This is a genomic window from Mycolicibacter heraklionensis (assembly GCF_019645815.1).
Lineage (GTDB): Bacteria > Actinomycetota > Actinomycetes > Mycobacteriales > Mycobacteriaceae > Mycobacterium > Mycobacterium heraklionense.
Window position 1 is genome coordinate 2,048,705 of record NZ_CP080997.1, and the last position, 13,046, is coordinate 2,061,750.

Annotated in this window: 13 protein-coding genes; 8 read left to right on the forward strand and 5 right to left on the reverse strand. The window is 69.1% G+C overall.

The features are described 5' to 3' along the window. Positions 1-74 precede the first annotated feature (74 nt). Positions 75-1,259: a protein kinase domain-containing protein gene (locus K3U94_RS09560; RefSeq protein ID WP_230987527.1), complete on the reverse strand. Its 1,185-nt coding sequence runs from the start codon at positions 1,257-1,259 to the stop codon at positions 75-77. A gap of 52 nt (positions 1,260-1,311) precedes the next feature. On the opposite strand from K3U94_RS09560, the gene K3U94_RS09565 reads away from it, so the two are divergent. Continuing rightward, positions 1,312-1,716 (forward strand): Rv2175c family DNA-binding protein, encoded by a 405-nt coding sequence (locus K3U94_RS09565; protein ID WP_047321045.1) that lies wholly within the window; start codon positions 1,312-1,314, stop codon positions 1,714-1,716. Between the two features lie 16 nt (positions 1,717-1,732). Here the strand turns inward: K3U94_RS09565 and K3U94_RS09570 are convergent, their stop codons facing one another. Together K3U94_RS09570 and idsA2 are read right to left on the reverse strand one after the other, a co-directional pair. Next, entirely contained in the window at positions 1,733-3,313 is a 1,581-nt protein-coding gene (locus tag K3U94_RS09570; protein WP_220696335.1) for an alpha-(1->6)-mannopyranosyltransferase A, read from the reverse strand. A 15-nt stretch (positions 3,314-3,328) separates the two neighbouring features. Beyond that, positions 3,329-4,423 (reverse strand): bifunctional (2E,6E)-farnesyl/geranyl diphosphate synthase, encoded by a 1,095-nt coding sequence (idsA2, locus tag K3U94_RS09575; RefSeq protein ID WP_047321084.1) that lies wholly within the window; start codon positions 4,421-4,423, stop codon positions 3,329-3,331. Between the two features lie 178 nt (positions 4,424-4,601). Here idsA2 and K3U94_RS09580 point away from each other — a divergent pair, with 178 nt between their 5' ends. Then, positions 4,602-5,495, forward strand: coding sequence for a mycobacterial-type methylenetetrahydrofolate reductase (locus K3U94_RS09580; RefSeq protein WP_220696336.1), 894 nt, complete (start codon positions 4,602-4,604; stop codon positions 5,493-5,495). A 13-nt stretch (positions 5,496-5,508) separates the two neighbouring features. Here K3U94_RS09580 and K3U94_RS09585 read toward each other — a convergent pair whose 3' ends face one another. Beyond that, positions 5,509-6,156: an LppM family (lipo)protein gene (locus tag K3U94_RS09585; protein ID WP_047321083.1), complete on the reverse strand. Its 648-nt coding sequence runs from the start codon at positions 6,154-6,156 to the stop codon at positions 5,509-5,511. 147 nt (positions 6,157-6,303) lie between these two features. Then, positions 6,304-6,921 (reverse strand): GNAT family N-acetyltransferase, encoded by a 618-nt coding sequence (locus tag K3U94_RS09590; protein ID WP_220696337.1) that lies wholly within the window; start codon positions 6,919-6,921, stop codon positions 6,304-6,306. A 239-nt stretch (positions 6,922-7,160) separates the two neighbouring features. Here K3U94_RS09590 and K3U94_RS09595 point away from each other — a divergent pair, with 239 nt between their 5' ends. The 6 genes from K3U94_RS09595 (at position 7,161) to K3U94_RS09620 (ending at position 13,012) form a co-directional block, all read left to right on the forward strand. Continuing rightward, positions 7,161-7,562 carry an SCO2097 family morphological protein gene (locus K3U94_RS09595; protein ID WP_047321041.1) on the forward strand — a complete coding sequence of 134 codons (402 nt, stop codon included), beginning with the start codon at positions 7,161-7,163 and terminating at the stop codon, positions 7,560-7,562. Between the two features lie 307 nt (positions 7,563-7,869). Then, the gene (gene mraZ, locus K3U94_RS09600) at positions 7,870-8,301 is read left to right on the forward strand and encodes a division/cell wall cluster transcriptional repressor MraZ (protein WP_024440488.1); all 432 of its coding nucleotides are present in this window, start codon (positions 7,870-7,872) and stop codon (positions 8,299-8,301) included. Continuing rightward, positions 8,276-9,490 (forward strand): 16S rRNA (cytosine(1402)-N(4))-methyltransferase RsmH, encoded by a 1,215-nt coding sequence (rsmH, locus tag K3U94_RS09605; protein ID WP_220696338.1) that lies wholly within the window; start codon positions 8,276-8,278, stop codon positions 9,488-9,490. The genes mraZ and rsmH overlap by 26 nt, the downstream gene beginning before the upstream one ends. Further along, positions 9,490-10,602 (forward strand): cell division protein FtsL, encoded by a 1,113-nt coding sequence (ftsL, locus tag K3U94_RS09610; RefSeq protein WP_230987528.1) that lies wholly within the window; start codon positions 9,490-9,492, stop codon positions 10,600-10,602. Before rsmH ends, ftsL begins: the two co-directional genes overlap by 1 nt. After that, positions 10,599-12,617 (forward strand): peptidoglycan D,D-transpeptidase FtsI family protein, encoded by a 2,019-nt coding sequence (locus K3U94_RS09615; protein ID WP_220696339.1) that lies wholly within the window; start codon positions 10,599-10,601, stop codon positions 12,615-12,617. The genes ftsL and K3U94_RS09615 overlap by 4 nt, the downstream gene beginning before the upstream one ends. Positions 12,618-12,760: 143 nt before the next feature. After that, positions 12,761-13,012, forward strand: coding sequence for a hypothetical protein (locus K3U94_RS09620; RefSeq protein ID WP_220696340.1), 252 nt, complete (start codon positions 12,761-12,763; stop codon positions 13,010-13,012). Positions 13,013-13,046 lie beyond the last annotated feature (34 nt).

Below are 13,046 nucleotides of genomic sequence, written 5' to 3' on the forward strand. Positions count from 1 at the left end.
GTGCGTGTTTGCCCGGCGACACGCCGTGCTGGGCGTACAAACATGCACGCTCGCACCAAAGGGGGTCCAGGGGGCTACAGCAGCGCGCCGACGTTGTTGCCCAGCGTCCACGCCAACGCGGCGACCAGCGTGGTGACCGCGAACAACACGGCCAGCCAGATGACCACCATCCGGCGGGCGTGCTGGCGCTCCAACACGAACTGGCTCAGTTCGACTCCGCCGAATTGCCCTGTCACCAGCTGATATTGGGTGTCGGTGTCGTCCACCCAGTCAGCCGGCCCGCGAGTCATATGCAGTGTCTGGTGCGCCGGCGGCACCGGGCGCTCGGCGGCGCGCCTGGGCGGGGCCGCGTTGTGCTGAGCGGAATTGCGGGGGGCCGGCACCCGAAACGCCGGCAGTGCCAGCCGCTCGCTGATCACGTCGACTGCGTGCGCCATCTCGAGCCCGTCGGCATAGCGCTCCGCCGGTTCACGGGCGGTCGCCCGGGCAACCAGGTCGTCGAATTCGCCTGGGACCCCGTCGATGGCGGAACTCGGCGGGGGGATATCGTGATCCAGTCGTTGGTAGGCCACCGTCAACGCCGAATCGCCGGAGAAGGGTGTCTGTCCGGTCAACAGCTCGTAGGTGAGCACGCCGACCCCGTACACGTCGCTGGCGGGTCCGGCGTTTCCGTCCCGGACCTGCTCCGGTGACAGGTAGGCCGCGGTGCCCAAAATCACGTTGGTGGAGGTGATTCCCGCCGCCGCGAGGGCGCGGACCAACCCGAAGTCGACCACCTTCACGTCGCCGTCGTCGGAGATCAGGATGTTCTCCGGTTTGACGTCACGGTGCACCAGCCCGGCCCGGTGCGCGATCCCCAGTGCCCCCAGCACCGGCCGCAGTACCGCGGCGACCGCATGCGGCGGCATCGGGCCACGTTCGTTGAGCAGCTCTCGCAGCGTCCCGCCCTCGACGAGTTCCATCACCAGAAACGGCTGCCCGGGGTCGTGCGGGGTACCGAAACCCTGGTCGTAGACCGCGACCAGCCCGGGGTCTTTGAGCCGGGCGACCGCTCGGGCCTCGAGCTGGAACCGGGTCAGGAATTGCTGGTCACCGGCGTAGCGCAGATCCATCACCTTGACCGCGACCGGGCGGTCCAGGCGCTCGTCGAGACCGCGGTACACCGTGGAGGTGCCGCCGGTGGCGATCCGGGCGCCCACCCGGTACCGGCCGTCGAGCAGGGCGCCCGCCAGTGCGTCGCCGCCCCACGCTCCAGTCACCTGGTCATGGTATGTGTGTGGACGGCCGGTCCGGCGGCTTTAAACTTGTGTCGTGAGCAGCATTCCGGCCTCCGAAGACGTGCTTGAGCCCGACGAACCCACCTTTGATCTGCCGACGGTCGCCGAAATGCTCGGGGTGCCAGTCACCAAGGTGCACCAGTACCTGCGCGACAATCATCTGGTCGCGGTGCGGCGGGCCGGCGTGCTGGTGGTCCCGCAGGTGTTCTTCACCGCAGACGGGGACGTCGTCAAGAGCCTGCCGGGGCTACTGGCACTGCTGCACGACGGCGGATATCAGCAGACCGACATCGTGCGGTGGCTGTTCACCCCGGATTCGTCGCTGTCGTTGACCCGCGACGGCGTGCGGGAGTCGATCGACAACGCCCGCCCGATCGATGCGCTGCACGCACATCAGGCCCGCGAGGTGATGCGCCGGGCGCAAGCCATGGCCTACTGACTTCAAGCGGCGTCGCTCAAGCGGCGTCGAGTTCCGGCGCCGGCTGTGCCTGGGACAGCCGGCGCCAGGCGTACACGGCGCAACCGGTCGCACCGATCACATGCAGCCAGGTGTACATGCCGTGCGAGCCGTCGGGTTTGAAGATCACCATGATCCACGTCGAGGCCGCGGCGATCGCGGCGATCGCGGTCGGTGAACGGACCAGGGTGGCCGCCACCGCCAGCGGCCAGGTGTAGTACCAGGGCAAGGCGGCGGGCACGAACAGCACCACCACCAGCATGGCCCAGGCGATTCCGGCGACCGCAGCGCGATCGTCGCGCCGCGACCGCCACCACAGCACCGGCAGCGCCAGCCCGATCACCGCGACCCCGCTGATCCGGGTGATGTGCAGAACGGCGTAGAAGTTGACCGGGGCGAACAACCCGCCGACGGCGTGGATCAGGTTGGCGGCCGCCGTCGGCACGGTCAGCCAGTTGATGATCTTGACGTTGCCGGCCAGCAATGCGGTCAACCAGCCCAGGCCCACTCCGGCCAGGGCCGACAGCACCGCGAACACCGCGACAACGATCGCCGTGGACACCGCAGTCGCGGCGGCGAAGGCGACCACCGTCGGATAGCCGCGGGGTTCAAGCCGCGGTTCCAGCTTCGGCTCTCCTTCGTCGAGCCTCGCTGAACCGCGGGGCTCCCGCAGGCGACGCATCCACACCCACACCAGGAAGGGCAATGCGATTGCGGCAGTGGCTTTTACCGCTGCCGCCAGCGCCACCAGCGTTATCCCCGCCAGGTGGCGGCGTTCCAGGGTCAGCGCGATCCCGGCGAGCACCAGGCCGACCATCAGCATCTCGTTGTGCACCCCGCCCATCAGGTGGATGATCACCAACGGGTTGAGCACGGCCAGAAACAGCGCCGCGGGCGCGCTGCCACCGACTCGGGCCGCCACCCGGGGCGCGGCCCAGATCAGCAGCGCCAGCCCGGGCAGCATGCACAGGCGCAGCACCATGGTGCCGGCCACCACGTTGTTGCCCACCAGCATCGTGACGAGCTTGGCGACCAGAATGAATGCCGGGCCGTACGGTGCCGTCGTCGCGGCCCAGATCGGGCTGACATCGTCGAGCAGGGGATTGGGGTTGTCGACCGGCCCCACCTGATACGGGTCGAATCCATCGCGCAGCAGGGCGCCCTGGGCCAGGTAGGAGTAGGTGTCGCGGCTGAACACCGGGACCGAGAGCAGCAGCGGCGCCAGCCAGAAGCCGGTGGTGGCGATCAACGTGTAGGTGCTCACGGTGCCCTCGATCACCCGCCGGCCCAAGCCGAGCCAGGCCACCAGCATCACCGCGACTCCGGCCCACAGCAGCACCGACGACAGCACCAGACCGTGACCGAAGCGCAGCCATGACAGGTGCAGGGAATCCAGCACCGGGTCCTGGATGCGGGTGCTGCCGGCGCCCAAGCCGCCCAGCGTGATCAGCAGGGCGCCCAGGCAGCCGAGCCAGGCGGCCCCGGCCTGCTCGCCGGCGGCGAACTGCCGCAGTCGCCGAAGGCCGCTGGCGGCGTCGCTGGACGCACTCGTGACCGGTGGGATGGTGGGGTTCGACATCGGCGCTCCGGGCGATCAGGCGGACCGGTCGGCGACCCGGCGGGCCAGGTCGGTCAGTCCGGCTTTGGCAACCTCGTCGATGGGCGCGGCCGCCAGCGCGGCCATGGCGCGGCGGGTCAGCAGATCGATACGGTCCTCGACAGCCGCCAGAGCGCCTACCGCCTCGATCATCTCGCACAGCTCGCGGACCTGCGCCTCGGTCAGGGCGGTGCCGATCGCGCTGCGTAACCGATTGGCCGCCAACGGATCCGACTTGTCGGCCAGCTCAACGGCTTCGGCCAGCAGCACGGTGCGCTTGCCCGAACGCAGGTCGTCGCCGGAGGGCTTGCCGGTCACCGCTGGATCGCCGAATACTCCCAGCACGTCGTCGCGCAACTGGAACGCGACGCCCAGGTCGGTGCCCAGCTCGTGGAACAGCGCCTGGATGTCGGGCCGGTCGGCAGCGGCGGCGACGCCCAGCTGCAGCGGGCGCACCACCGTGTAGGAGGCGGTCTTGTAGGTGTTGACCCGCATTGCCGAGGCGATCGAGTCCACGCCGCTGGACTCGGCGACGATGTCGAGGTACTGGCCGCCCAGCACCTCGGTGCGGATGTCCGACCACACGCCCCGCACCCGCTGCCGAGCATCGGCCGGCAGATCGGCACCGGCGACGATGTCGTCGGCCCACACCAGCGCCAGGTCGCCGAGCAGGATGGCGGCCGACATCCCGAACTGGTCGGCCGAGCCCCGCCACCCGCGGGCGCGGTGCAGCTCGGCGAACTTGCGGTGGGTGGTGGGGTTGCCGCGGCGGGTGGCTGAGGCGTCGATCACGTCGTCGTGCACCAGGGCGCAGGCGTGCAGCAGTTCCAGTGCGGAGAACAGCAGCAACTCGCCGTCGTCGGCATCCCGGCCGGTGATGGCGCGCCAGCCCCAGTAGGCGAACGCCGGACGCAGCCGCTTGCCACCGACCAGCACGAATTCTTCGAGGCCGGTGATCAACGCCTCGTAGTCGTCGCCGATATAGGCGGTCTCGGTGCGACGGGTGCGCAGGTGGGAGCGCAGCTGTTCGGTCACGGCCGCGGCCAGCTCGGCGGCCGACGGAGTAGTCGCTGCGGTTGCCTTGGAACTCAGCTCGGCGCCCCTTTCTGTGCTGCCCGGCCGGGGACCCCCAGCGTGGGTCCAGCGTAGAGTGTGCCACCACAGCCGGGGGGACTCAGGCCGGTAGCGGCCGGAGGCGGCCAATGCTGCCCGGTCCTGCCCTGTGGCAACGTTGACCGTCTGCTGACTGTCTTTCACAAGGAGCTGGTACGTGACCTTGAACACCGTCGCACTCGAGCTTGTCCCACCGAACGTGGACAAGGGCCCCGAGCAGACGATCGAGGAGGCACACAAGGTTCTGCGGTTCGCCGCCGAGGCTGGCATCGAAGGGCGGATCCGCCACATTCTGATGCCGAGCATGATCGCCGAGGACGACGACCGCCCGATCGAGATGAAGCCCAAGCTCGACGTGCTGGACTTCTGGAACGCGATCCGCCCCGAGCTGCCGGGCATGGCCGGGTTGTGCACCCAGGTCACCTCGTTCTCCGACGAGGCGGCGCTGCGGAGGCGGCTGGGCGATCTGACCGGCGCGGGGATCGAGGGCGTGGTCTTCGTCGGCGTGCCCCGCACCATGGCCGACGGCGAGGGCTCGGGCATCCCGCCGACCGACGCGCTGGCGACGTTCCGCGCCGACGTGGCCAACCGCGGCGTCATCTTGATTCCCACCCGGGCCGACGAGATCGGCCGGTTCAACTTCAAATGCGAGAGCGGCGCGACGTTCGCGCTGACCCAGCTGCTGTACTCCGCCGCGATCGTGCCGTTCTTGACCGAGTTCGCCAAGCGCAGCGACGCGCGCCCGGAGATCTTGCTGTCGTTCGGCTTCGTGCCGTCGTTCGAGAACCGGACTGGCCTGATCAACTGGCTGATTCAGGATCCGGGCAACGCGGCGGTGGCCGCCGAACAGGACTTCGTCAAGACGCTCGCCGACGCCGAACCCGACCAGCGACGCAAACTGATGCTCGACCTGTACAAGCGGGTGATCGATGGTGTCGCGGAGCTGGGCTTCCCGCTGAGCATCCATTTCGAGGCGACCTACGGGGTGTCCGCGGCGGCGTTTCGGACCTTCGCGCAGATGCTCGAGTACTGGTCACCGGCGCCCCGCTGACCCGGGAGGCTGTTCAGCCGGCGTTGTCGTCGGGGGAGCTGAACCGCGGTGCGCGGTCCCGGCCGTACCAGGCGATTGCCGCAACCGCGCCCGCCGCGGCGAACGTGGACAGGATCAGCCAGATGGCGGCGTGGGCGAATGATCGGGTGCTGGGATCGGTGTAGCGGGCTTGGGCGCTCATGGTGCTCACCACGCCAGGCTTGAGCCGCCACTGCACCGTGTCGCCACCGATGCGGTCGCCGTTGGTGGACGTCACCTCACCGGGGAACGCGACGCTCAACTCGACGTCGGCCTCCGGGTCGTTGAGTGAGGTGAGGTCCACTCGGCCTTCCAGGATCACCAGGTTTCCGGCGCGGCGCAGCGACAGGTCCACCCCGGCCGCATCGCGGTGCATTCCGGCCAGCTGCGGCAGTTCGGCGAAGGTCAGGTCGGAGAACACCGCCTGGGAGCCGACGTAGCCGTCCCGGCTGTAGTTGGAGATCGCGATCTTCTGGGGGAACGGCAGGTCGGCGCTGAGCTTGGGGCCGGTGTCGTTGTCGTTGCGCGGCTTGGCCGCGACGACAATCTGGCCGGAGACCTGATCGTTGGGGGAGACGGTGATGTTGGCCCGAATGCGCACGCATCCGGCCAACGGCGCCGCGATCAAGAGCAGCGCGACCATGGCAACCAGGCGACGGTAGCTGCGCAACCGTCGAACCCGGCCCCGAACGGGCTCTGGGACGGGTCCCCGAACGGGCGGTAGCGAACGCCGAACATGCACGACGTCATCGTGCCAGACCCGTCGGCGGGTCCGGCGACGACGCGGCTGCTACAACGGCAGTGGCCGGCCCAAGATGGCGAATGGCCGGGGATCACCGGCGAAGTGATGACCGCGGATCACGTCGGTGAACCCCAGCCGACGGTACAACCGCCAGGCGCGGTTGCCTTCGCCGTTGGTCTCCGGTGTGGACAGCAGCACGTTGGCTTCCGGACGCCCGGCCAGCAGGCGTCGGGCCAGGGCCTCACCCAAGCCGCCGCCCTGGGCGCGTGGCGCGACGTGCAACTCGGTCAGCTCGAAGTAACTGGCCATCAGGCGGGCGATGTCGGGGTGCGGCAGACCGCGGCGCTGCAAGCCCAGCACCACCTGCTGCTGCCACCACTGGTCGGGCGCTCCGCAGTAGCCGTAGGCCACTCCCAGCAGCTCGGCTCCGTTTAATCCCGCCGGTGCCGCGCCCGGCTGACGAATCTCGCCGACTTCGCCGGGCTCGTTGTCTGCGAAGGCGGCCACCGCCCGCCAGCCGCTTCGGCGGGTGTGATCCAGCCACATCGCGGCACGTTGGCTCTCGGTGCCCGGCGGGTAGCCCATTGCGGTGACGTAGACGCGTAGCGCCGCACCGAGGTGATCCGCCATTTCGCGCGGCGACATGTCGAGGAGGAAGGTCACCAACGTGCAGGTTCCTTTCCCGGAGAAGTGGGAGTGTGCCCCATGTCCAAAGTCCCATTATCCGGATTCGGCCCTGCGGCGTCGGCCGTTGTGGATCGACATTGCCGGACCGCCGCTACAATCGGCGGGTGAAGCCTGTGGTACGGCGCAGGCCTACCTCGTATTATCAGTGTTAGTTGCCCGCACCAGTCCGTATCGCGCCGTGGGCAGTGATATGAGCGGCCGTCGGCAAGGAGGGACGAATGCCACTCTCCGATCATGAACAGCGCATGCTCGACGAGATTGAGAGCGCGCTGTACGCCGAGGACCCCAAGTTCGCTTCCAGCGTTCGCGGCGGCGCCCTGCGTACCCCGACCACCCGCCGGCGGGTGCAGGGTATGACCTTCTTCGTGGTCGGCCTGGTGATGCTGGTCTCCGGTATCCCGTTCTACGCGACCACCGTCAATGCGGCATTCCTGATTCTGAGCGTGCTGGGATTCGTGGTGATGTTCGGTGGGGTGGTGTTCGCCATCACCGGCAACCACGCCGTCGCCGCCCGAGACGGTGCGGCCAAGGCGGGCGGGGGTTCGCAGCGGCGGGTCAAGGGCGGCGGTACGTTCGCCAGCCGGATGGAAGACCGTTTCCGCCGCCGGTTCGAGCCGTAGGCCGATCCAGCGGCACGGGTGATGTGAAAGGGCAGCCGATCGGCTGCCCTTTTTTTGTGTGCACAGCCGCTTCCGGGTCGCGTCCGGGGCCCAGCCCGTCGAGGCCCCCGCCCCACCGCGCCCCACTTTGCCTCCACCAGCCCTGAGCTGGTCATTTGGTGACCGTTGGGGCCCCGTTTCGCCTGTTGGGGAGACAAAGTGGCAGATCTAGTGGGGCATAGGGGTGGATTCGACCTAGGAAATGGTGCGTAGTGGGGGAATGTGGGGTATCGTGGGCTGACGATGTCGACGTGGCGGGAGGTGGCCGATGTTCCTCGGCACCTACACGCCCAAGCTCGACGACAAGGGGCGGCTGACACTGCCCGCGAAGTTTCGTGATGCGCTGGCAGGAGGGTTGATGGTCACCAAGAGTCAGGACCACAGCCTGGCCGTGTATCCGCGCGCGGAGTTCGAGCAGTTGGCCCGCCGGGCGGCCAAGGCTTCGCGCAGCAACCCGGACGCGCGAGCATTCCTGCGCAACCTCGCCGCCGCCACGGACGAACAGCACCCCGACGCCCAGGGCCGGATCACCTTGTCGCCCGACCACCGTCGCTACGCCAACCTGTCCAAGGAGTGCGTGGTCATCGGGTCGGTGGACTACCTGGAGATCTGGGACGCACAAGCCTGGAGCGACTACCAGCAGACGCACGAAGAGAACTTCTCCGCGGCCAGCGATGAAGCACTCAGCGACATCATCTGAGGCGCACGCCCGTGCCTCGTGGCCTCTGTCCGAACCGACCCTGACGTACTTCCCCAACGTCAGGTTCGTGCCGTCGGGCAGGGACCTCGAGGCAGGGGCCCGGCGATCGCAAGCGCGGCGGAGCCGGGCGCAGCGGGTCGACGGTCGGTTGCACTGCCACTCTGGATCGGGAGGTGTTGCCGTGGCCGAACAGGGCGAATTCGGACACGTGCCGGTCCTGCTGGACCGCTGTGTGGAGCTGCTGGCTCCGGCGCTGACCAGGCAGTCGGCCGACGGCCAGGGTGCGACCCTGGTGGACGCCACCCTGGGCGCCGGCGGGCACACGGAGCGTTTTCTGAGCCAGTTCCCCGGCTTGCGAGTCATCGGGTTGGACCGCGACACCACCGCACTCGACATCGCCGGGGCGCGGTTGGCCCGCTTCGGCGATCGCCTCCAGACGGTCCGCACCCGATACGACGGGATCGCCGCGGCGCTGGCCGAATCAGGCTTGGCCGCAACCGGATCGGTTGATGCGGTGTTGTTCGACCTCGGGGTGTCCTCGATGCAGCTCGACCGGGTGGAGCGGGGATTTTCCTACGCGCAGGACGCGCCGCTGGACATGCGGATGGACCCGCAGGCTGAACTCACCGCCGCAGACATCGTGAACACCTACGACGCGGCGGCGCTCACCGACATTCTGCGCCGCTTCGGCGAGGAGCGATTCGCGTCGCGGATCGCCAAGTACATCGTGCGGCGCCGAGCTCAGACCCCGTTCACCTCGACCGGGGAACTGACAGAGCTGCTCTACGAGGCGATTCCGGCGCCGGCGCGGCGCACCGGGGGACACCCGGCCAAGCGCACGTTTCAGGCGCTGCGTATCGCGGTCAACGGCGAACTGGACTCGCTGCGAGACGCGCTGCCGGCGGCGCTGAATGCGCTGGCGGTGGGCGGACGGGTGGCGGTGATGTCCTACCAGTCGTTGGAGGACCGCATCGTCAAGCAGCTGTTCGCCGCGGCCACCGCATCGCGCACACCGGTCGGTCTCCCGGTCGAATTGCCCGGCGACGAACCGAAGTTCGTGACGTTGACGCGCGGCGCCGAACGGGCCGAGGCGGATGAGGTCGAGCGCAACCCGCGGGCGGGCTCGGTCCGGCTGCGTGCTGTGGAACGGGTCCAGGCCGGGCCGATCGTGGCATCGAGGGGGAAGTGATGGCGGCCAAGCGCAAGCCCGCGGTACGGCAGGGCGACCGTCGCCGTAGCCCCGAGGGCGCAACTCGCAACGGCCCGCGGCGCGTCAACGAGCCGACGCAGGCCCGGGGCCCGCGCCGGCAGCGCGGAGCCGCGCCCGCAGCGGGTCTCCAGTCGCGACCGCGCACCGGCCCGCAGAAGGCGGCGTCGCTTCGCCCCGATCCGCGACCGGTGCCGCCGAAGAACACCAAGCAGGCCAAGGCGCGAGCCAAGGCCCGAAAGGCCAAGGCGCCCAAGGTTGTGCGCGTACCGCTGCGCGAACGCCTGATCGCTCGACTGGCCTCGGTCGACCTGCGGCCGCGCACGCTGGCGGCCAAGGTTCCATTCGTCGTGCTGATCATCGGCGCGCTCGGCGTCGGGCTGGGAATCACCCTGTGGCTGTCGACGGATGCCGCCGAGCGGTCCTACCAGTTGGGCAGCATCCGGGAGCGCAACCGGGTCCTGATGCAGCAGAAGGAAGCACTCGAGCGTGACGTGCTCACCGCCGAGTCCGCACCGGCGCTGGCCGAGGCGGCCCGCGAACTGGGCATGATCCCCAGCCGAGACACCGCGCATCTGGTCCAGGACCCGGTCGGCAACTGGGTGGTCGTCGGGACCCCGAAGCCCGCCGAGGGAGTGCCGCCGCCGCCGCTGAACACCAAGTTGCCCGACGATGTGGCACCACCGGCAGAGGTGCCGGTTCGGGTGCCGCCGGCCGGGCCGAAGCTCGACAGCCGCCATCTGCCCGCCGCGGTCCCGCCGGTACCGGCGGCGCCCGGCGCGCCGCTGACCATTCCGGGTCTGCCTGGAGTCCCGGGCACGCCCCAGGCCGGGCCGTTGCCCGGGCCCGGCGCGCAAGACACCCCGCCCCTGGCGACGCCTCCGGCCCTCCCGTCTGACGGCTTGCCGCCCGTCGCCTTGCCGCCCGGGTCGGTGGTGCCGCCCGAGACGGTGCTCCCGCTGGACGGGACGCTTCCTCCGGCGGCGGTCCTGCCACCGGCGGCGGTGCTGCCGCCCGAGGCGGTGCTGCCGCCGCAACCCCCGTTGCCGCCGGCAGCCGTGGCGACGCCGGTGGTTCCCGGAGCCGCGCGATGAGACGGACCGCGCGGGGGATCGGCCCGGCACGTCGCGCCGACGGCTCGGCCACAGCTGTCACGCGAAAGAACCGTCGATCCGCCACCCCGCCGGCCAAACCGGCCAAAACCGCCAAGTCCGGCAAGGCTCCGAAGGCGACCTCGAAAGCGACTCAGGCAACCGGGCATTCGGCCCGCGAGCGCCGTACTCGCCCGGCCACCGAGATGGGCCTGCGCAGCGCTTCGTTCGTCTTTCGGCACCGCACCGGCAACGCGGTCATCTTCCTGGTGCTGGCATTGTCGGCGGCACAGCTGTTCTACCTGCAGGTCCCTCGGGCCTCCGGGCTGCGGGCCGAAGCCGCCGGACAACTCAAGGTCACCGACGTCCAGCAGGCGATGCGCGGCGACATCATCGACCGCACCGGTGACAAGCTTGCGTTCACCATCGAGGCTCGGGCGCTGTCCTTCCAGCCGGTCAAGATCGGCAAGCAGCTCGCCGACGCCAAGAAGAAGGACCCGTCGGCCCCCGATCCACAACTGCGGCTGCAGGAGATCGCCAAGGAGATCTCCACCCGCCTCGGCAACAAGCCGGACTCCGCGGCCCTGCTGAAGAAGCTGCGCAGCAACGAGACCTTCGTCTATCTCGCCCGTGCCGTCGACCCGGCGGTGGCCGAGGTGATCACCGAGAAGTGCCCGGAGGTCGGTAGCGAGCGCCAGGACCTGCGGCAGTACCCGGGCGGGTCGCTGGCGGCCAACATCATCGGCGGCATCGACTGGGACGGCCACGGCCTGCTGGGGCTGGAGGACTCGATGGACGCCGTGCTGGCCGGAACGGACGGGTCGGTCACCTACGACCGCGGTTCGGACGGCGTGGTGATCCCGGGCAGCTATCGCAACCGGCACAAGGCCGTCAACGGGTCGACCATCCAGCTCACCCTCGACGACGACATTCAGTTCTACGTGCAGCAGCAGGTGCAGCAGGCCAAGAACGTCACCGGCGCTCACGACGTCACGGCCGTGGTGCTCGACGCGCACAGTGGTGAGGTGCTGGCGATGGCCGGCGACAACACGTTCGATCCCTCTCAGGACATCGGGCGCCAGGAGGACCGCGAGCTCGGCAACCTGGCGGTCTCGTCGCCGTTCGAGCCGGGCTCGGTGAACAAGATCATCACCGCCGCCTCGGTGATCGAATACGGCCTCGGTCACCCCGACGATGTGCTGCAGGTGCCCGGATCGATCAACATCGCCGATGTCACCGTCAGCGACGCCTGGGAGCACGGCGTCGCGCCGTACACCGTGACCGGAGTCTTCGGGAAGTCCTCCAACGTCGGCACCCTGATGCTGGCGCAACGGGTGGGGCCCGAGCGCTGGTTCGACATGCTGGAGAAGTTCGGTCTGGGACAGCGCACCGGCGTGGCTCTGCCCGGTGAGAGCGCCGGACTGGTACCTCCGGTGGACCAATGGTCCGGCAGCTCCTTCGCCAACCTGCCCATCGGCCAGGGGCTGTCGATGACGCTGCTGCAGATGACCGGGATGTACCAGGCCATCGCCAACGACGGCCTGCGAATTCCGCCGCGAATCATCAAGGCGACCATTTCCCCCGACGGCAGCCGCACCGAGGAACCGCGGCCCGAGGGCGTCCGGGTCGTCTCGGAGCAGACCGCGGCGACCGTGCGCAACATGCTGCGCTCGGTGGTGCAACGTGATCCGACCGGCGTGCAGCAGGGCACCGGATGGCAGGCCGCGGTCGACGGCTACCAGATCGCCGGGAAAACCGGTACCGCACAGCAGATCAACCCGGACTGCGGTTGCTACTACGACGACGTCTACTGGATCACCTTCGCCGGGATAGCGCCGGCGGACAATCCGCGCTACGTCATCGGCCTGATGATGAACAACCCCCACCGTGCCGCGGACGGGTCGCCGGGCACCTCGGCGGCGCCGCTGTTCCACAACATCGCCGGGTGGTTGTTGCAGCGCCACAACGTGCCGTTGTCGCCCGACCCAGGGCCGCCGCTGGTCCTGCAGGCGATGTAGCCACCGCACCCTAGGCGGCTGATCCGTCCACTCTCGTCCGTAAATAACGACGTGATTCCGCCGTTTTGGTGTGGGTCTTGTGGTTATCGTTCGGACAACGCGGGGACAAAGGGGGTTCCGGCGCCGAAGAGAAAGGGTCGATCATGGCCCGAAAAGCAAGTGCGATCGGTTACGCAATTCCGGGGGTTCTCGCCGCAGCGGCAGGCATCGTGGCTGTGGGGCTGCTCGGCGCACCCATCGCGAGTGACCACCACGCCAGCGGCTGCTTCATGACCAAGTCCGGAGACGCATGCGTGGACTTGCCGGACCCGACCGAGTACGGATGTCCGGCCGGGGATTTCCAATGCATGTTCGACAAGAAGCTCAACAAGCAGCCGCCACCGTCTGACGGCTGAACCGCGGGCCTCGCCTCTGGCGAGCCGCGCCGCC